A 20,005-nucleotide genomic window follows, 5' to 3' on the forward strand; every position below is an offset into this window, starting at 1 on the left:
GCCCTTTATACTAGACCGTTATCAACAATAAGTACAAAGAATGAAAAATACCACTTTATTCAGTATCCTTTTTTTTCTCGTGTTATCATGTAATACTCAAGATAAGGAGCGTCAATATCCTACTTACTCTTGGGAAACGTCAAGTTTTGAGACTGAAGGCTTGAATAGAGTTCCTTTTGACGATTTACTAAATAGGATAGAAAATGGAGTTTATGGTAATGTTGACCAACTGCTTCTAATAAAAAACGGGAAATTGGTTTTTGACCAATCATTTACAAATGACTATGAAAAAATAAGTAAAGGAAAGTCAGGTGTTCTTGGATGTGGATTTGCAACCTGTGAAGATTCAACAATTTTTGGAGACTATAATTACTATCATCCTAATTGGCATCCATATTATCAAAATCAAAAGATTCATACCCTACAATCTGTTACCAAATCAATTGCTTCCATTATGATTGGCGTTGCAATTAAAGAAGGGAAAATTAGCAATACAGACGTCAAAGTAGTTGATTTTTTTGAAGATTATGACTTATCAATGGTTGAAGAATCTTTCAAAACCGCAACCTTAGAAAATTTGCTGACTATGCAACTAGGGATGGAATGGCATGAAATCGATAGGCCAATAGATTCAACAAATACTACCGGACAGCTTGAAGCAAGTCAAGATTGGATTCAGTTTACATTGAATCAACCCATGGACACTATTCCAGGAAGTAAATGGGTTTATAATAGTGGGGCGAGTCAACTCATGTCAGGGATAATCAAAAAAGCAACTGGATTATACATTGACGAATATGCAGAGAAACATCTATTTACACCTCTGGGAATAGAAAACTATTATTGGAAAAAAACACCCACTGGATATACCGATACTGAGGGTGGCCTATTCTTAAAAGCCCAAGACCTAGCCAAAATAGGCTTCCTAATGCTAAATCAGGGTCTATGGGATGGAAAACAGGTGATTTCATCAGATTGGGCTAAGAGAAGTATCATGAAGCACGTTGAATTCGATCATGAGAAGGGGTATGGCTATCAATGGTGGAGGGAGGATCAAGACCAAGTTGAAATCTGGGCGGGTAGAGGTTTTGGTGGCCAGTATCTGTTGGTTTTTCCGGAATATAAAACCATAGCAGTAGTCAATGCTTGGAATATTTTTGATGCAGAAACAGAGGATATTTTGAAAGCAACCAAAACTGCTGTGATTGAATCAAATTTACAATAAAGTTGATCAATGTATATGAAATCATAGCTCCCATTAGGTTGCTACGCTTCATATACTAATCATTGTACTTCATTATGATCATCCAATAACTAATGCTAAAATTCTTTAGAAAAATTCGTCAAAATCTACTTATGGAAAACAAGACTGGAAAGTACTTCAAATATGCTGTTGGGGAAATTGTGCTTGTTGTGATTGGAATTTTGATTGCATTGCAAATAAACAATTGGAATGAAGAGAATAAAATCAATAAAATAAGAACCTTGAAATTATCTCAAATTGAAAGTGACTTAAGAGCGGATGTGGTTTCTTTAGAAGAAGGGATTTTAACTAAAGAAAATGAGATGGCCACTTTAAATAACTATCGTGACAGATTGTTGCCAGCTAGTGCCTCAATAGATACTTTAGATAAAATTGTATACACTGAATTTCTAGGTCGGATTAGAATTGGGTTTTCTGGTTTTAATAATATCACCTACAATTCGATGGTACAATCAGGAGAGTTAGGATTACTGAGTGATGATCTTGTTAAAGATTTATCAGACTTAAATATTCGACAACAAAATTCAGAAAACAGTCTTAATAACCACTGGGAAATATACTTAAAGCAAAGTCAGAGTTTTGAAGCTAATTATCCTGCAAAAGGGAAAACCCATATTCTTGGAGGTGGCCCTTTGGGTGATTATTTAAGAGAACATAGAGACGATCAGAAATTTATTGTTCACTTTAATGAAGTCTATATAGCCAAAAGGCTCATGTACTCTCAAAACCTAGCTCAACACAAAAACATTTTAGAGCTCACAAAAGCTATTTTAAAAACCCATTTTTCAGAATGATAAAATTCTTTAGAAAAATTCGTCAAAATCTGCTCATGGAAAACAAGACTGGAAAGTACTTCAAATATGCTATTGGGGAAATTTTATTGGTGATAATAGGGATACTCATTGCAGTATCCATTAATGGCTGGAATGAAGACCGAAAGCTAGCTAATGAAGAACAAGCTCTTCTAAAGGACTTAAAACAAGAAATGGAGTTAAATCTAAAATCATTAGAAAAAGTCATTGCGCAACATGAAGAATCATTAAAGGCGGCAGAAGAAATGATGAAACTTTTTGACGACAGAGATACTTTCAATAAAATGCCTGTAGAAACATTTTGGGAACTTTGTGGCAAGATGGAAACAAACTCTACGTACGATCCTCAAAGTGGAATTCTTAATTCCTTAATTAATTCAGGGCGTTTAAATTTGTTTTCTAACAAGGAACTCAAATATTTATTAGCCTCATTCAAGGAATTGACAGTTGATGCTTTTGAAGATACTCATGCTATACAAAGAGAAAGACCAACATTAATGCACCAGACCTATCTGGGTGGATATGAAAAAAAGAATGGTGAAATTATTTCGTATAATTCGAAACAAAGGTATGATAATGAGGAATTTAGGCTTTACACTTGGTTGTATTTTATCGTAACACGAAGAGGTGGTCTTAAAGAAGAACGTGATTTAAAACAAGAATTAGAAAAGATTATTAACCTAATTAATCAGGAGATTAAAGAATAACGACAAAACAACAAAGGCTGCGAGTGATTGCTTTTTCTAGCCAACTTTTGTAAATCCTTGTAAATTTTCAGTTTGAAGCGTACCGGCATAGGTGAGTACTAATCCATACAACTACTCATCGCCAAGACCCTTAGCTTAAATTACCACGATGAAACAACTCTTGACTCCATCATTTTTTCTGATTTTGTTACTTTCCTGCTCCGATCCGCAACCAAGGGTGGTCTACGATAACACGAGCGACACATTCGAGGATCAAATACTCATTGATACATCTGCCATTGCTCTAGCCGGACTACCGATACACTTTGACAGTACCACATTTCTAATTCATCCCATTGGACAATACACCCCTGAAGAGAGAGGGTCTAAAATCTACTTAGGCTCTTCTAGCGCTGGATCTAGCGGGCTAGCCTTTGCATATAGAAGTGGGAATTCCATATCAGGAAATCTGGACAATTTGAAATTTCAGCACATTGACTCTGCCGAGCTTCTACCACTGACTGACAATCAATTAAAAATCAGATCTTTCACATTTTTTCGTTCCGCTTTCCATGCATCAAAAAAGGAAACACTTATCTACACCGTAACCGACAAAGACAGCAACAAGGACAAAAAACTTGATGACCGCGACATTGAATCACTATATATTAGCTCAATAGACGGACAAAACTTCAGGAAATTATCCCCTGATTCACACGAATTAGTTGAGTGGAAAGTCATGGAGATCCAAGACAGAATTTATTTCATCACTTCTGAAGATATCGATAAAAACGGGGAATTTGATCAGTCTGACCAACTCCACTATTATTATCTTGACTTGAAGTCCGATAGTATGGATGTTGTCGAATACAACCCCATTAATAATTGAATATCTTACGAAAAATCCCTCAAGCATTTTTGTGACCACTATCTGAGCAATGATTAAATTTTTCAGAAAAATCCGACAAACCTTACTCATGGAAAACAAAACCGGAAAGTATATCCAATATGCGATTGGGGAGATTTTTCTGGTCATTGTGGGAATACTCATCGCCTTGCAAATCAATGAATGGAATAGTCAGAGAATCGAAGCAAGAGCTCTCAGAAATGATTTGGAATATGTGCTGGAAGATTTAGAAAAAGACAAACTTGCTCTTTTAGCATCAAGAGATCAACGGATTAAAGGCGTTGGGGCATGTTCCAAAATTCTAGACCAATACATGATGGGAGAGCCAATGCCATTCACTTTTGGTAATGAAGAGACCGAAAATATTCCGGAAATTCTCTATGAAAGGAAATTCAAAAGAAACGAAGAAGGGTTTGAAAAGGTACTTTCTTCAAAATCATTTCAAACAGAAAAATTCAAATCCTTACGGGAAAAAATTGATGAGTACGGCCGTGAATTAGATCGCCTGATCTATGATGAAGAAAGGCTCAATTATTTTATTGAGGAGAACGAACTTAAGATGTTTGAGCAAGGCACTCATCAGTTGATTTATGAATATGCAAGAAGCTATAAAGGCTTCGCCAATCCGGAGATCGAAGTTCGAGATTTTGATTGGTATGATCTACTTAGTGGTGAATCCGCATTGAAGTCGATCTTTCTAAGATATGAGGATGATGTCAATCAATTTCTTATCCCTCAATACAGTAGAACTGTTGAAGTGGGTGAGGAATTGTATCAGGTTATCGAAAGCAATTTGAGCGAAAAATAGTAATGAATTCTAAAAGCTAGAATAAAATCTATGCCTTAAAATTAATTCTGCTCAGAAAAAAAGAGTAGTCCTTAGCGTAGATCAGATAGTCGGTGAGTCAGTCTTTAGGTAAGCAGATTTAAGTTTATTAGGAAGTAAATAAAAGGAACTTTCCACAGAAATCTTCCAAGCAAATTTCCTAGGTAGGTTTGCCGAAAATGGCAAAAAGGACTGAATTAAATTCAGTCCTTTTTGATTTTGATATTCGATTAACTGTTATCTGACTTGAAGAGGCCTTCTATGGTCCCCTTAAATTTCTGCCATTCTGCTTCTATATCCGCAGTTGTTTTATTCACAGAACTTTTGACATTCTCCCATGAACTTTCTGTTGCGTCATCCACATCCTTCAAAGCAGCGTCAATTTTTTTAGCCTCTGCCTGAAGCTTGGCTTCCATTTCTTCAATTTTCATCACCATTTCTGTGTCTGCGTCCGCTTTTTTGAGTTTCAGATCCTGCAATTTGGAATCAATTTCATTCTGTAATTCTACCAAATCGGCTCTCATCTGAGCTTTATCCGCTTCAAAATCAGCTTTTACTTCTTCCATTTCATCCTCATAATTATCAGATTTTTCGGGTGAGCAAGCAAAAGATACTATTCCAAATGAAGCGATTACTAATGTTCTAAATAGTGTGGTTTTCATATTAAAATTTATTTAGGTTAGTTTCCTAACTCGAGACTATCTCCCCTGTAAAAGCGATCATATTGACCTCGAGTGGAGCATTATAAAGTTCAAGGGCTATGCCAAGCACCCAAAACAAGACAAACAGTATATTTTCAGGTATGACCCGATCTTTTTGAGATAAAAATGTGGCTAAATGGGTATTTTATTCCTCAAGAAAAAACGCTAACACAGAGGAAAATGTACAAAAATCGCCTCCAATCATGATGGCACAAATTTCTCATTACTTCAGATAAATAATTCTTACACTTAAACTGAATATTATGTTACGCTGGGCAATCGGATTTTTCATTGTAGCAATTATTGCTGCCATTTTCGGATTTGGAGGAATAGCTGCGGGCGCAGCTTCTATCGCTAAAATCCTTTTCTTCGTATTTATCATCCTTTTTGTGATCACCCTAATTTTTGGGAGAAGGGCTTCCTAAAAAATATAGAATCAAAAAAAAAAATGTGGAGCCTTTAAAGGCTCCACACCTTCCCTATTTCATCCACTGGCACACAGCCACGATACTCTCCAGGTATAGGATCGTAATTCAATACATTTTTCCCAATCTCCTCTGAACTGAAGTATCCCCAAAGGGCTTGAGATTTGAGTTGCCTGTAAAATGCTACTGGCTTTTGATCTCCCACAGCAGTTCCCCAAACTCCACGATTGAATTTGGCTGTATTCGCTTCATGATTTTTTAAGCAGGTAGATTTCTCTTCAGCTGACAGTTCAGCAAAGACTTTTCCATATTCAGCCTTGCAATCCGCATTAAACTGATCAATATCCGCTTTTACTTTTGCCTGCCTTTCAGGGCTATACATTTTGGCATAAACCAAATCAAGGAACATGTCTGTTTTTACATCCAAAGCTCCGGGAGTATCCGTCTTCGGGAGAATGGTGTCCACAAAAGAACTGATGAATTGGGCTTGATCCTCGTTCAAAAACTGTGGCGTCCATCCCAGTCGAGGGGTCTGACTACAAGATTGAAGGAGTGAAAGCAAACTGGGTGCTGCCACCGCAGATCCTGCTAAAAGTCCGGTTTTTCTTAAGGCGTCTCTTCTATTCATCGCTTAGAGATTTAATTTGTTCAATTCAGAAACTGCATGATCCGCAGCTCTGGCGGTCAAGGCCATATAAGTCAAGGAAGGATTGACACAGGAAGAGGAGGTCATGCAAGCTCCATCTGTGACAAACACATTTTTACAAGCATGAACTTGGTTTGTTCCATTCAAAACGGACGTCTTGGGATCCTTACCCATTCGGGCTGTGCCCATTTCGTGAATACCATAGCCCATCTCATGCTTATTGTCAAAGTCTACAATATCCTTCAAGCCTGCTCTTTCCAACATTTCTTTCGCATCAACCCGCATTTGCTTATTGATTTCAAGCTCATTTGGTCCCCACTCTGCATCAATTGAAAGGGTCGGCTGTCCCCATTTATCCAATACATCTTTATTTAGATAAACCTTGTTGTCGTGACTAGGAAGTGATTCTGCAAATCCAGTGATAAAAAACTCCCAGGGTCCAGGGTTCATGATTTTATCTTTAAACTCCCCACCGAAGTCTTCCATGTTGGTTCCTTGACCCCATCCAGCGCGACTTCCACCCCCTTGGAAACCGAAGCCACGAACGAATTTATCCGACTGTGGCCCGCCTTCTAGGTTGACGTACCGAGGAATATAGATTCCATTTGGCCGACGGCCTTTGTAATACTGATCTTCAAACCCATCGACTAATCCGCTAGCTCCCACCCGATAGGTATGATCCATCAAGTTGTGGCCAAGTTCGCCACTGTCATTTCCTAGTCCATTCGGGAATCGATTAGATGTAGAATTCAGTAAAATCTGAGTACTGCTCAGGGTGGAGGCATTGCAAAAGATGATTTTTGCTTTGTAGACAATTTCCTCGCTAGTTTCAGCATCGATGATTCGTACACCTGTAGCTTTTCCTTTGGCTTCGTCATAAACAATGGATTGAACGATGGAGAAAGGCCGAATAGTCATATTCCCAGTTGCATTTGCCGCCGGCAAAGTCACTGCATTACTACTGAAATACGCTCCATACGGGCATCCTCGATCGCAACGATTTCGGAATTGACATTTACCTCGTCCATTCAAAGGCTCCGTCAAATGTGCCACGCGCCCAATGATCATGTTTCTTCCATCGAACTCTTTTTCTATCCGCTCCTTTACATGCTTTTCCACACAATTCAACTCCATTGGAGGCAAAAAGTGGCTATCTGGCAACTGTGGTAAGCCCAAGGCTTCTCCACTGATTCCCGCAAATTTCTCTACATATGTGTACCAAGGGGCAATATCTTTATATCGAATCGGCCAGTCCACACCATGCCCGTCCTTTGCATTCGCTTCGAAATCTAAGTCTGACCAGCGATAGGTCTGCTTACCCCAAAGCAAAGATCGCCCACCCATCTGATGTGCTCTCACCCAAAGAAATGGCTTTACCTCGGTATATGGATTTTCTAGATCATTGGCATAAAAGTGCTGATTGGTTTCACCCACGAAACCGACACGCTGCCCAATGGGATGAATTTTCTTTTGTTCCGGAGTCATGGAGCCGCGATACTCCATATCCCATGGATCTAGGTTCATGGTGGTGTAGTCTTTCACATGCTCCACCATTCTTCCGCGTTCAAGAACGAGGGTTTTCAATCCTTTTTCACAAAGCTCTTTTGCTGCCCAGCCTCCACTGATCCCAGAGCCGATGACGATCGCATCATAAGTCAACTCCTTATCCGCGTCGATATTAAAATTTGCCATCTACAGGTTGATTTATAGGTTTATGGTTATTTACAGATCTCATTAAGCTTCAAAAGATACAAAAAGCTCATTTTTTTTGATAAAGAAGTTTGGTTTTAATCCATTCAAGTCAGAACCTGAGAAAAGACTCACATCAAGGGAGTCTAAATTTTCAGCTTGCAGTAATTTGTATTTTTTGCCCTGCTCCACTAGATCATTGGGATCATAGCGAAAGCTGAAAAAGACATGACCGGAAAGGATATTCAAATGACCGGTCAATTGAATATGAATTTCATGCGAATCCACTTTAGTCAGAATGATCCCACCATTGAGATTGAGATCTTGAAACTGAAGATTTTCCGAGCGATCGCTCAAGTCTAGCGTTCCATTTCCATACAGCGTGATTTTGGCTTGGTTTCCCTCGGATTGATTGTAGAAAATAATCATGCCTCCTTCCCCTCCATTCGTTCCTCCATAGGCGATCAGATTGGCTTCGCCCGCCTTACATTTTTGAGAAAACTTGGTGTATCCACCTTGTGCTCCATTGATCTCAGCTCCTGCATTGAGGATGGTAGCTTTTTCAGCGGTAGGCATCCCGCCTGGAGACTCTCCTTCATCCCACGCAGCAAATTCTGTATATCCTCCGGACCCTTCTTTAGTGGGAGAGGCATAATTCCAGATAGTCGCCTGACCCGCGGAGGGATGAAAATCATTAGGCAGATTGACCGAAAAAATAGTGTGCCCAGCGGTTGATGATTTACTCAAAACGCTACCATAATTCATGATGGTCGCTTTATGCGCGATACAGGAACCGTATTTGGCCGTAAACTCGGTATGTCCTCCTCCACCGTCCCCAGCCTCTCTGGCGCCATAATTGTGAAAAAATGCATTTCCCGCAGAAGCCCCGATTCCTGACATTTTGGGAGGATTATTGTTAAAGCTCGTCACTCCTCCATTGCCTCCATCAGCTGTCGCAGCCATATTATGAAAGATCCCATAGCTCCCACTAGCATTTCCATCAAAAGCCACATCCCCTCCATTGCCCTTGTAATGCGAAGCACCAAAGTTCAAAAACAAACCATGTTCTGAGCTGGAATTGTCATAAAACTGAGTGTTGCCACCATCTCCTCCTTCCACTGTACCACCTACATTGATGAAGGTGGCATGCTCTGCGGATGCATGGTCGTGAAATACAGTATTTCCGAAAGTATCATCGTCCTTGCCTAAAGTCCCATAAATAGTGAACTTAGCCCTACCTGCTCGTGAATGATCGCTAAAACTCACCTCGCCGCCCACCGTACTTCGCTGCACATGTGGATCTGGAGGTGGAACCTTCCCTGTACGCACCGTGAAATTAGCGTCACCGGCAGTCGACTCCTCTGTAAATCCAATAATTCCTCCACCATAGCCCTCTTCTAGTGACTCCGGCCCAGACTCATAGTACATATCCGTACCTCCAGCGGATGCTTTCCCTTTAAACATGAGCTGGGGATCTCGAAACCAAGAATTGGTAGCAGCTACTTTGATGTTTTGGGGCAGACCGGATCGATTAATCACTCCTTCTCCGAAAATGGTGAGCATCAGCTTCTGGTCCGTTTCAGACGTTCCTAACTTGATCAAAAAAGAAGAGGCTTGCTCCTCAAATTCTATACTTCCTACTGAAGCACATTCTTTTTTAGAAAAGGTAATCAAGGTTTGCTCCGAAGGGCCAAAAAGTGCCTTCTCCTCAGGCAGCACTCCTTCCGTCCAGTTTTCTTTTTCATTCCAAAGGCTACTTTTTGGAGCTTTTTTCCAAGTATTTTTTGTGGACTTGCTTTTCATATTTTTTGAGTTTAAAAAATCCTCGCAAAAAAAATGAGGATTAAAATTTGGTTAAAGTTCTGAGCTTAAGATACTAGGATTATCCTCAATCCTGATACTAGAACGACGGCAAAAATTTCCAGAGAACAAATTTTCATCTACCCGAGCGAATACGATTTGTCACTGCATGCCTCTCGTTTATTTGTTCTTGGCAATAAAGCCCTTTCAAATAAGCTCTTGAGTTTCTTTGATATCCTTATTTAAAGGCAGAATTTAGACGGCACCTAACGCTCTCGAATGGTTTATATTTTTATACCTATTTACATTTCGATCAATCTCCTCATTGGATTTTGGGCTTCGAAACGAGTCAAGAATACTTCTGATTTTACTCTCGCAGGTAAAAACCTTTCCTCTGCCTTCGTTGGAGTCACGCTCTTCGCTACTTGGTTTGGCTCTAGCCAAATCATGGGCAACCCCAGTTACTTTGTCATGGATGGGTTTTCTGCATTTATGACGCTTTGTGTAGCAGGTGGCCTCTGCTTCGCGATTGTTGGCCTTTTTTATGCACGAAAGCTTTATCGTCTCAATTTGGTCACGGTAGGGGATTTTTTCAAAAGGCGATTTTCAAAGCAAATGGACGTTACCATTTCCATTCTGCTTATTTTCTCTTATCCACCTTGGATTGCTGCACAACTGGTCGCCCTTTCATTCTTATTTGAAAGTATTTTTGGAATGCCTGTAAACTTTGGAATTGTATTGGCCGCAGTGATTGTCATGTTTTATACCTACATCGGGGGCATGTGGGCAGTGTCCTACACGGACATGGTCCAGAGTGTGCTCATTTTGGCGGGTATGATTTATCTTTTTTATACGCTAATGCAGGAAACTGGGGGAATGGCTCCCGTTTTTGAATCTAAACCTGATTCATTTTTTTCCTTATTTCCCAAAAACACAATCAATGGCTGGTCGGACTATCTAGCCGTATTCTTGGCTTACTCGGTTGGAGCTATTCCGGCACAAGAAATTTATCAACGGATATTTTCAGCCAAATCTTCTCGAGCAGCAATTTCAGGGCTTTATTTAGGTTCATTTCTATTGATTTTTATCTCTACCATTCCTATGCTGATTGCAATAACTGCAGCTTACCTTCATCCAGAATTAATGGATATCAACGGGGGACAAAATATCATCCCAATGACGGTTTCTGCATTTTCATCCGTTCCAGTCCAAATTCTTTTCTTTGGCGCGTTAATTTCTGCCATTTTGAGTACCTCCAGCGGGGCCATGCTCGCGCCTGCTACTATCGTAGGTGAAAACCTAATCAAGACGAATTTTCCGCAGATAACAGATCGCCGTCTCCTACTCTTTACCAGACTAAGTGTTGTGCTTATTGCTGCTATTTCTTGTGGCTTCGCGTTTATCAATTCGGACATCGTTCAATTGGTAGTAATCTCCTTGAGCCTGATCATGGTTTGCGTTTTTGCACCTTTTACATTCGGTATATTCTGGCAAAAGTCCTCCATTTTTGGAGCTTGGGCCGCCATTATTCTTGGCGCAGCCATCTTTTTGGGATGCCTTCTGGCAGAGACCACCATCGACCCTACCATTTATGGGTTGATTGGAAGCTGTGTAGCTATGTATGTAGGAAGTTTGATCAAACCTGACCCAGAAATCCATCCCATTTATTCAGAAATGAAAAAAAGATAGGCTCCCTTAAACATCATGGGAGATCCTATTCTATTTTTTTAACTTAACCACTACATTTTATAAGGATATGCCCCACTCACGCAAAGAATTTTTAAAAATCATGGTCGGTAGCCTTTCATTGGCTGCCCTGCCGATGGGAGTGAATAGCTTCACTTCTCGAGATTCTAGATTGACCCTCAATGATCTACTGTCTGGTGGATCTGCAGATGATGAGAAATATTGGAATACTTTGGCCAAAAAATACTACAACGTTTCTCCTGATTTTATCAATCTAGAAAATGGATTTTTCGGCATTCAGCCAAAGCCAGTCTTAGCCGCCTACGAGTCCTACGTGGAGCAGGTAAATCAAGAAGGAGCGCTTTTTGCCCGAAGGGAATACCCAAATAAAGCTGCTGCAGCCAGGGAGAAACTGGCGGACTTTCTACAAGTCTCTACAGATGAACTCTTAATCACCCGCAATGCGACGGAAGCGCTAAATATTGCTATTCAGGGATACCCATGGAAGCCAGGGGATGAAGTGATCGTAAATCAGTTGGATTACTATAGCATGATCGAGACCTTCCAGATGCTGGAATCCAGAGGTATTTTGACCGTGAAGACTTTCGAAATACCTCTTTTGCCACAATCGCCAGAACAAATCCTCGAGATTTATCAAAATGAAGTTTCTCCAAAAACCCGAGTGATTCTACTCACCCAGGTATCCAACATTACCGGCCTGATCATTCCCGTCAAGGAGATTACGGCTTGGGCTAAAAGCCGCGGGATAGATACCATCCTGGATTCAGCTCATGCTCTAGGTCATATTCCATTCAATCTTCGGGAGATGGACTCTGATTTTGTGGGAATGAATCTTCACAAATGGATGGGGAATCCTATCGGCGCAGGGGTATTGTTTGTAAAGAAAAATCGGATCCCCGAATTGAAATCCTTTTATGGAGATAAGGCAACTCAAAACGAATCCATAAGCCGACTTGCACATGTGGGGACCACGCCATTTGGGGTGACACTAAGTATCCCGAATGCGATCGATTTTCATCAATCGGTCGGCATAGAGCGGATCAGCAAGCGCATGCATTATCTCAAGGAGCTTTGGATCAATCAGGTCCAAAACCAGCAGAATTTAGAAATTCTTACTCCCACAGAACCGACCATGTCCTGTGGCATCGCTTCCTTCAGAATCAAAGGTAAAAGCGGTAAAGAAGTGGAGAATCAACTGCTCGATGAGCATGGCATATTCACTGTGGCTCGAATACTTGGGGAGGAAGGATGTATCCGGGTGACACCTGGCCTATACACAAAGGCTAGCGATATGGAAAAATTAGCCAATGCACTAATCAAAATCTCAGGCTAGTGGAATTGATCAGCAATCCAAATGTGGAGAAAACTATCCAAAGCTACCCAGAGAAGCTTCAACAAAGAATTCGAGAATTACGAGCTCTGATTCTGGACACTGCGAGCGAAACGGAAGGACTTTCAAAACTTGAAGAAACCCTTAAATGGGGTGAACCGAGCTATCTTACAAAAAATGGAAGCACTATCCGGATCGCATGCCATCCCAAAAGACCCGGATCTTTCTCAATCTTTTTCAAATGTACTTCTCAGCTTGCACCTACTTTTCGGATGTTATATCCAGATATTTTTGAGTTTGATGGGAATCGGGAAATATTTTTTTCCGAAGGAGCCAAAATTCCCAAAAAAGAACTGAAGCACTGTATTCGTCTGGCGCTTACTTATCACAAAGTCAAGCATCTACCCATGCTTGGTGCTTAGCCAGCCGCATCTTTTAGGACTAATTGCAAGGAGAAGGTACAGCCGAAAATGCCTGACTTTTGTCACTTCACTGTGAATTGCGCCAAATGCTGCAGGTATAAATTTTTTTCATCTTAAAGAAAATTGGATATTAGGCTATCTAAGCGTCTAAGGATGTTTGGTACGATCAGGCGATATGCGCCATAATTTTTACCTATCGAAAACTGTTTCTATGAACTTTACAGCGGAGCAATTAAAGAGTGCTAAAACACGCGAAGACCTTCTCAAAATTGCGAAAGTCGAGAAAATTGCTGTTAACAAAACCATTAAAAAACTCAAATATGAAGCTGAGCTCCAACTTTTACAATCCGAGTTTGTAAACCTACAGAAGTGGCTAGTATCGAAGAAAAAACGAGTAGCGGTACTTTTTGAAGGTCGGGATGCAGCTGGTAAAGGCGGCTCGATCAAGCGATTCAAAGAGCATCTCAATCCGAGAACCTCAAAGGTCGTAGCCCTCACAAAACCTACCGAGGTAGAGCGCGGGCAGTGGTACTTCAGAAGATACATTCAGGTACTTCCCAATCCCGGTGAAGTTGTATTTTTTGACCGGAGCTGGTACAACCGAGCTGTAGTAGAGCCAGTGATGGGTTTTTGCGATGACGCACAGTATGAGCAGTTTATGGTGCAGGTGCCCGAATTTGAGCATATGCTTTACGAAGACAATATGAAACTGATCAAGTTTTGGTTTTCGATTTCTAAGGAGGAACAGCAAAAACGCTTTGCGGACCGACTAAGCAACCCTCTCAAGCGCTGGAAATTCAGCCCAGTGGACATGAAGGGCCAGGAACTTTGGGATAAATACACCTACTACAAGGAGCAGATGTTTAGCAAAACCCATACGGCTTATTCCCCTTGGATCATTGTGAAAACAAACGATAAAAAGCAGGCAAGACTGGAAAGTATGCGGTATGTGCTTTCGCAATTTGACTACGAAGGAAAGGGAGAATCAGGAATCACACTACTACCAGACCCTAATGTGATCATGCGATATCACCGAGGTGCAACTCAAATAGATATTTAAAAGATGGAGCCAATCAAACTAACCGAGCAGGATGTAGCATTATTGAATTCTAAAGTGGGTCTTCACTCCCTTTTAAAATCCAAAAAGCTAAATCTCAGAAAAGCACTTTACGAAGCAAAGTTTAATACGGAGATTCGCAGAAGGCAGGAGGAATTGATCAAGTTGCAAAATTGGGTGATCGAGACCAATCAAAAGGTGGTGATCCTTTTCGAAGGCCGGGATGCCGCTGGTAAGGGTGGAGCAATTCGGAAAATCACAGAATACATCAATCCAAGACATTTCAGAATCGTCGCCCTTGACAAACCGACTCGAGACGAGCGGCATCAATGGTTTTTTCAGCGGTATATCAATCAATTACCGAAGCCTGGGGAGATTGTCTTTTTCGATAGAAGCTGGTACAATCGTGCCGTAGTCGAGCCTGTGAACGGTTTTTGCAGCCCTGAAGAATACGAGGTCTTCATGCAGCAAGTGAATGAATTTGAGCGGATGCTCGTACAGTCCAATACCTTCCTACTCAAATATTATTTCTCTATCACTAAAGGCGAGCAAGCCATTCGATTTAAGGATATTAAGAAAAATCCCCTGAAAAGGTGGAAAATGACTCCAGTGGACGAGAAAGCGCAAGAGCTTTGGGATGAGTATACTGCTTATAAAAAGGTCATGTTTGAGCAGACCAACACCTCACATGCTCCTTGGGTGATTATCAAAGCCAACAAGAAATTGGAGGCTAGATTATTTGCTATAAATCATCTGCTAAAAAGCATACCATACGAAGATAAAGTGGAGTAAGAAGCCTTTTTTTGACACCCTAATCCTCCCTCCACTCCAGAATATCGCCTGGCTGGCAATCCAGTGCCTGACAAATGGCTTCCAACGTACTGAATCGTACCGCCTTGGCTTTGCCTGTTTTGAGAATGGATAGATTGGCTAAAGTGACTCCTACTTTATCGGAGAGTTCATTCAGTGACATTTTGCGCTTCGCCATCATAACGTCAAGATTTACAATTATCGGCATAGCTCAGACAGTTAGTTCGTTTTCATCTTGAAGCTCTACGCCTCTCTTAAATATTTGAGAAATGACAAAGACCAAACCCGCCATAAAGAGGAATTCACCGGTCGCTTTATCTCCGAAGAATTCACCCGTTCTGTGCAGCAGATAGTTCTGATGAAAATTTGCGATGATAGCAATCAACCATATACTGAATAGCAGATAACTAATTCGCTCTAGCTTCAGAATGACATTCATCGTAAAGGGCTGACTTAGATTAAAGCCTGTGAGAGTCTTGATTACAACATACCATACAGTTGCTTTCAAAAAAGCACCTACGATCAGAAAAGAATTGAAATTCAAAAATTGGATTTCGCTATACTCAAATAGTACAGACAAATCTGCATGATCATAAAAGTCCTCGGCTCCAGTTTTTGTAATAGAGGTGAAAATAGTCAAACCGAGAATTGCGAATCCCTGAATTAGAAATCCTATAAAAGCAATCCAAGCGATCACTCGCATGGCCTTTAAAATGAGTGTTGTTTTCGAGTTAAGTAACATAGATTTTTCGTTTAGCCAGTCTTGATGATTCAAATATCAATATTTATTTATTGAAAAACAATAAATAAAATTCGTAATTCAATAAATTGATCGAATTTAGAAAACTCAAATCATTAACCTAATCAGAGTAGAATCAAGGAAATCTGAAGCTCAATACAGATTTGATTCCATTTTCCCCTATTTTTCGACCATGAAAAAACTTCTCCTAGTTATCCACCTTGTACTTTGCTCTAGTATCCTTTTTGGCCAAAATCTCAGCCAAGAGGAGCAAAAGCTGATTTCAGAAATTGATAAGAATTATACCTCCACTCTGGCTTTGCTCGAAGAAGTGGTCAACATCAATTCCGGTTCACTCAACAAAGAAGGTGTGCGGGCTGTAGGAGATGTTTTTGCCAGAGAATTTGAAAAAATCGGATTCCAGACGGAGTGGGTCGAAGTACCGGCTGAAGTAAATCGAGCCGGCCACTTTGTTGCCACTCGAAAAGGCTCCAAAGGAAAGAAGATCTTCATGATTGGCCATTTGGATACGGTTTTTGAAAAAGACATGCCTTTTTCACCGTATACGCTTCTCAACGACTCTACCGCTACAGGCCAAGGGATCAACGATATGAAGGGTGGTGATGTGATGGTTTTTGCAAGTCTAAAAGCCCTTCATGATCTGGGATATTTGGAAGACAGAACCATCACCGTATACTTCAATGGAGATGAAGAAAGTTCTGGAGACACTTATTTGTCAAGAAAGGACTTTGTCGAAAGAGCAAAATCTCATGACGTTGCCCTAGGCTATGAAACAGCTCAAGGCTTCAGTACAGTGACTGTTGCTAGAAGAGGAAGCAGTGGCTGGACTCTGAAAACTACGGGAAGACAAAGTCATTCCTCTGGTGTATTCCGTGAATCTGTAGGCTATGGAGCCATTTATGAGGCTGCTCGAATCTTAAATGAGTTTCGCGAAGCCATGGTCGGTGAAGAGTACCTTACCTTCAACCCCGGTCAAATTATTGGAGGATCAGACATAAGTTACGATGACATTACTGGTAAAGGGGAAGCTCTTGGCAAAACCAATATCGTAGCTAGAGAGGCCATTATCACGGGGGATTTGCGTTTTCTTGGTGAAGACCAAAAAGAACGAACCCGAGCCACCATGCGTCAAATCGTGGAAAAAAACCTGAATCAGACAGATGCTGAAATCAATTTCTACGATGGTATTCCATCCATGCCCCCCACAGATGGAAATATGGAGCTTGCTGCCATGCTGAATAAATTAAGCCTTGATATGGGGCTTGGTGAGGTAAAACCTGGAAACCCAGGAAGTCGTGGCGCTGCAGATATTGCATTTGTCGCTGACCTACTGGATGGACTGGATGGATTGGGAGCTTCAGGTTCTGGAGCTCATGCCCCAGGGGAAACCATAAGACTGAATGAATTTCCTGATTTAATCAAGCGAAACACCTTGCTACTCTATCGTTTGACCCGATAACCTGATGAAAAAACATATCCCAATCTTGACTTTGGCACTAGCCGTACTCTCCTGCCAATCTCCCGAGCCTGTAGATTTTCCGAAAATGAAACCACAAAAAATCGTCGTTTACCAAGTTTTTCCAAGGCTTTTTGGAAACACCAATACCACCAACAAACCATGGGGAACCAAAGAGGAAAATGGTACAGGCAGGTTTAATGACTTCACTGATCAGGCATTGCAAGAAATAAAAAAGCTCGGTGTTTCACACATCTGGTACACAGGTGTGCCTCATCATGCACTGATTGGTGATTATACTGAAATAGGGATTTCCAATGATGATCCCGATGTGGTTAAAGGGCGTGCAGGATCACCTTATGCGGTAAAAGATTACTACCAAGTCAATCCAGACCTTGCTGTAAATCCAGCAAAGAGAATGGAAGAATTTGAAGCTTTGATTTCCAGAACACATGCTCATGATCTGAAAGTGATCATCGACATTGTCCCTAACCATGTGGCCAGACGCTATGAAGGCAAAAATAACCCAGAAGGTGTAACTGACTTTGGAGCAAATGATGACACCTCAGTGGAATATGCAAGAGACAATAATTTCTATTATATCCCCACTGAATCTTTTCAGGTACCGGAGCCGCTGAATGGCTATCAGCCTTTGGGTGGTGAATCCCATCCACTAGCAGATGGAGAATTTGATGAAAACCCTGCTAAATGGACAGGAAATGGTTCCCGATTAGCTCAGCCTCATTTTTACGATTGGTACGAGACGGTGAAAATCAATTATGGGATCAAACCCGATGGAAGCAAAGATTTCGAAGGGTTACCAGCTGGAGCAGATTCTCTAGATTGGAAAGCACATTATGAATTTTGGCAGGGAAAGGATGTGCCCGATTCCTGGGAAAAGTTCAAAGACATCACCCAGTTTTGGCTAGACAAAGGAGTGGACGGGTTCCGCTTCGATATGGCCGAAATGGTTCCAGTGGAGTTTTGGTCCTATTTGAATTCAAATATCAAAAACACCAATCCAGATGCTTTCCTTTTAGCGGAAGTTTATCAGCCTGCACTTTACCGAGACTATATCAACAAAGGAAAAATGGATTACCTCTACGATAAGGTCGAGCTCTATGACACCCTAAAGCATATCATGCAAGGTCATGGTTCCACGGACAATTTGGTGCCGATTTTGGAAGGCTTGAAAGATATCGAGCATCATATGCTGCATTTCCTTGAGAACCATGACGAGCAGCGGATCGCTAGTCCTGAATTTGCAGGGAATCCATGGAAAGCTTTACCGGCTATGGTCGTCTCTGCAACTTCGACTACCTCCCCAACCATGATTTATTTCGGTCAAGAAGTGGGAGAAGATGGATCGGAGGAGCCAGGCTTTGGAGATCCAAGCCGTACCTCCATCTTCGATTACATCGGGGTTCCCCAGCATCAGAAGTGGATGAATGGAGGAAAGTTTGATGGCGGACAACTTTCAGATAATGAAAAAGCGCTGCAAAACTACTATTCCGAAGTGCTCAACTTCACCCGAAATAGCTCGGCGCTTATGGGAGAATATTTGGAACTCCATTCCTTTAACCGATCTCAAAACCCAGCTTACACAGACAAAGCCTTCGCTTTTGCCCGATGGGATGAAAGCCAAAAGCTGATCGTAGTGACCAATTTCGACGAATTCCAATCGGTGAAAACAACACTCAAATTTTCCCCTGAACTCCTCAAAGCATGGAACTTGGAACCCGGCGAGCGGGAGATCAAAGAGCTGATGTTTGGGAAGAAAAGGACTATGCTTCGAGTTAATGACGAAGGGGCTGAAATTGATTTGGACTTTGGACCTTGGGAGTCGGCGGTGTTTGAGGTGAAATAATTTTTTGATTCTATGCCTCGGAAAAAGGCTTCTAAATCCTCGATTTGGCCAACTTCTCTGATCTTCTTTGTATTAATTGCTGGAACAATCTTTCTTATCAAATACGGTAAGGGGATTAAACGGGAATTTTCAGACCATAGGCGAAAGACTCCAGTTTGGACAGAAACTGAAAAATTCGAGCAGGTCTTCACGCAATTTCCGAATGGAATTTTAGGTGTCGATATCTCCCAGTATCAAGGGAAAATTGATTTCAACAAGCTTACACTTCAGCTTCAAGATCGCCCCGTTCAATTCCTGGTCTTTCGTGCCACCATGGGACATAATGGGGTGGATAAAAGATTTTTTGAAAACTGGGAAGCTTCCAAAAATCTGCCTTTAGCTCAGGGTGCATACCACTACTATAGACCCAATGAAAACAGTACCCGTCAGGCAGAAAACTATATCAAAACTGTTGAACTAAAATCGGGAAATTTGATCCCGATTTTAGATATCGAGAAGCACAGCACCATCCAATCCAGAGACAGATTGCGAGAGGGAATCAAAAATTGGTTGAATCTGGTTGAATCACATTTTGGAGTAAAACCGATGATCTATACGGGCGATCGATTTTTCTGGGAGATTCTTCATAATCAAGGCTTCGACCAATATCCTATTTGGGTGGCCAATTACAATCATATTCTAGAGCCGGAAACCAAGAACTGGGTAATCTGGCAGTTTTCTGAAAAGGGCAGTATTGAGGGAATTGGTGAAAGAATCGATTTGAATATCCTGCGTGGTGGACGGTTCCAGTTTCATAAATTGAAAATGCCTGAATGACAATCCCTGCTATTATATCTGAAG

20 protein-coding genes are annotated in these 20,005 nt (G+C 41.2%); 14 read left to right on the plus strand and 6 right to left on the minus strand.

The genetic code is table 11. The annotated features are described in order from the left end of the window. Window positions 1-40 precede the first annotated feature (40 nt). From ACFOSV_RS04320 to ACFOSV_RS04340, 5 genes are all read left to right on the plus strand, one after another. Window positions 41-1,225, plus strand: a complete 1,185-nt coding sequence (locus tag ACFOSV_RS04320) for a serine hydrolase domain-containing protein (RefSeq protein ID WP_377903758.1) — start codon at window positions 41-43, stop codon at window positions 1,223-1,225. A gap of 92 nt (window positions 1,226-1,317) precedes the next feature. Continuing rightward, window positions 1,318-2,058, plus strand: coding sequence for a DUF6090 family protein (locus ACFOSV_RS04325; protein ID WP_377903760.1), 741 nt, complete (start codon window positions 1,318-1,320; stop codon window positions 2,056-2,058). Further along, window positions 2,055-2,783: a DUF6090 family protein gene (locus ACFOSV_RS04330; RefSeq protein WP_377903762.1), complete on the plus strand. Its 729-nt coding sequence runs from the start codon at window positions 2,055-2,057 to the stop codon at window positions 2,781-2,783. The genes ACFOSV_RS04325 and ACFOSV_RS04330 overlap by 4 nt, the downstream gene beginning before the upstream one ends. Window positions 2,784-2,931: 148 nt before the next feature. Next, window positions 2,932-3,651, plus strand: coding sequence for a hypothetical protein (locus ACFOSV_RS04335; protein ID WP_377903764.1), 720 nt, complete (start codon window positions 2,932-2,934; stop codon window positions 3,649-3,651). A gap of 88 nt (window positions 3,652-3,739) precedes the next feature. Beyond that, window positions 3,740-4,477: a hypothetical protein gene (locus tag ACFOSV_RS04340; protein ID WP_377903766.1), complete on the plus strand. Its 738-nt coding sequence runs from the start codon at window positions 3,740-3,742 to the stop codon at window positions 4,475-4,477. A gap of 248 nt (window positions 4,478-4,725) precedes the next feature. Here ACFOSV_RS04340 and ACFOSV_RS04345 read toward each other — a convergent pair whose 3' ends face one another. Beyond that, window positions 4,726-5,157, minus strand: a complete 432-nt coding sequence (locus tag ACFOSV_RS04345; RefSeq protein WP_377903768.1) for a hypothetical protein — start codon at window positions 5,155-5,157, stop codon at window positions 4,726-4,728. 302 nt (window positions 5,158-5,459) lie between these two features. Between ACFOSV_RS04345 and ACFOSV_RS04350 the strand changes: the two genes are divergently transcribed. Further along, window positions 5,460-5,621: a DUF1328 family protein gene (locus ACFOSV_RS04350; RefSeq protein ID WP_377903770.1), complete on the plus strand. Its 162-nt coding sequence runs from the start codon at window positions 5,460-5,462 to the stop codon at window positions 5,619-5,621. A 34-nt stretch (window positions 5,622-5,655) separates the two neighbouring features. Here ACFOSV_RS04350 and ACFOSV_RS04355 read toward each other — a convergent pair whose 3' ends face one another. From ACFOSV_RS04355 to ACFOSV_RS04365, 3 genes are read right to left on the minus strand one after another with little or no spacing between them, the layout of a single operon-like run. After that, window positions 5,656-6,249, minus strand: coding sequence for a gluconate 2-dehydrogenase subunit 3 family protein (locus ACFOSV_RS04355; RefSeq protein WP_377903772.1), 594 nt, complete (start codon window positions 6,247-6,249; stop codon window positions 5,656-5,658). Window positions 6,250-6,252: 3 nt separating this feature from the next. Further along, window positions 6,253-7,959, minus strand: a complete 1,707-nt coding sequence (locus ACFOSV_RS04360; protein ID WP_377903774.1) for a GMC oxidoreductase — start codon at window positions 7,957-7,959, stop codon at window positions 6,253-6,255. A 42-nt stretch (window positions 7,960-8,001) separates the two neighbouring features. Further along, window positions 8,002-9,759 (minus strand): hypothetical protein, encoded by a 1,758-nt coding sequence (locus ACFOSV_RS04365; protein ID WP_377903776.1) that lies wholly within the window; start codon window positions 9,757-9,759, stop codon window positions 8,002-8,004. Window positions 9,760-10,035: 276 nt separating this feature from the next. Here ACFOSV_RS04365 and ACFOSV_RS04370 point away from each other — a divergent pair, with 276 nt between their 5' ends. The 5 genes from ACFOSV_RS04370 to ppk2 (ACFOSV_RS04390) all read left to right on the plus strand — a co-directional run bounded on the left by ACFOSV_RS04370 (window position 10,036) and on the right by ppk2 (ACFOSV_RS04390) (window position 15,064). Then, on the plus strand, window positions 10,036-11,445 hold the full coding sequence (locus tag ACFOSV_RS04370) for a sodium:solute symporter family protein (protein WP_377903778.1): 1,410 nt from the start codon (window positions 10,036-10,038) through the stop codon (window positions 11,443-11,445). Window positions 11,446-11,545: 100 nt separating this feature from the next. Continuing rightward, complete coding sequence (locus tag ACFOSV_RS04375; RefSeq protein ID WP_377903779.1) at window positions 11,546-12,796, plus strand: aminotransferase class V-fold PLP-dependent enzyme; 1,251 nt, start codon at window positions 11,546-11,548, stop codon at window positions 12,794-12,796. Next, entirely contained in the window at window positions 12,796-13,215 is a 420-nt protein-coding gene (locus ACFOSV_RS04380; protein ID WP_377903780.1) for a DUF1801 domain-containing protein, read from the plus strand. Before ACFOSV_RS04375 ends, ACFOSV_RS04380 begins: the two co-directional genes overlap by 1 nt. A 211-nt stretch (window positions 13,216-13,426) precedes the next feature. Beyond that, window positions 13,427-14,275, plus strand: coding sequence for a polyphosphate kinase 2 (ppk2, locus tag ACFOSV_RS04385; RefSeq protein ID WP_377903781.1), 849 nt, complete (start codon window positions 13,427-13,429; stop codon window positions 14,273-14,275). A gap of 3 nt (window positions 14,276-14,278) precedes the next feature. After that, the gene (gene ppk2, locus ACFOSV_RS04390; RefSeq protein WP_377903782.1) at window positions 14,279-15,064 is read left to right on the plus strand and encodes a polyphosphate kinase 2; all 786 of its coding nucleotides are present in this window, start codon (window positions 14,279-14,281) and stop codon (window positions 15,062-15,064) included. Window positions 15,065-15,083: 19 nt separating this feature from the next. Here the strand turns inward: ppk2 (ACFOSV_RS04390) and ACFOSV_RS04395 are convergent, their stop codons facing one another. Beyond that, window positions 15,084-15,290, minus strand: coding sequence for a helix-turn-helix domain-containing protein (locus ACFOSV_RS04395; RefSeq protein ID WP_377903784.1), 207 nt, complete (start codon window positions 15,288-15,290; stop codon window positions 15,084-15,086). 3 nt (window positions 15,291-15,293) lie between these two features. Then, window positions 15,294-15,824 (minus strand): DUF2975 domain-containing protein, encoded by a 531-nt coding sequence (locus tag ACFOSV_RS04400; protein ID WP_377903786.1) that lies wholly within the window; start codon window positions 15,822-15,824, stop codon window positions 15,294-15,296. A gap of 190 nt (window positions 15,825-16,014) precedes the next feature. Here ACFOSV_RS04400 and ACFOSV_RS04405 point away from each other — a divergent pair, with 190 nt between their 5' ends. From ACFOSV_RS04405 to ACFOSV_RS04415, 3 genes are read left to right on the plus strand one after another with little or no spacing between them, the layout of a single operon-like run. Then, window positions 16,015-17,301: a M20/M25/M40 family metallo-hydrolase gene (locus ACFOSV_RS04405; RefSeq protein ID WP_377903788.1), complete on the plus strand. Its 1,287-nt coding sequence runs from the start codon at window positions 16,015-16,017 to the stop codon at window positions 17,299-17,301. A gap of 4 nt (window positions 17,302-17,305) precedes the next feature. Beyond that, a complete protein-coding gene (locus ACFOSV_RS04410) occupies window positions 17,306-19,165 on the plus strand; it encodes an alpha-amylase family protein (RefSeq protein ID WP_377903790.1) in 1,860 nt (619 codons plus the stop codon). A gap of 12 nt (window positions 19,166-19,177) precedes the next feature. Continuing rightward, on the plus strand, window positions 19,178-19,981 hold the full coding sequence (locus ACFOSV_RS04415; RefSeq protein ID WP_377903792.1) for a GH25 family lysozyme: 804 nt from the start codon (window positions 19,178-19,180) through the stop codon (window positions 19,979-19,981). The last annotated feature ends 24 nt before the right edge of the window (window positions 19,982-20,005 follow it).

Source organism: Algoriphagus namhaensis, assembly GCF_042649705.1.
In the GTDB taxonomy this organism is placed as follows: Bacteria; Bacteroidota; Bacteroidia; order Cytophagales; family Cyclobacteriaceae; genus Algoriphagus; species Algoriphagus namhaensis.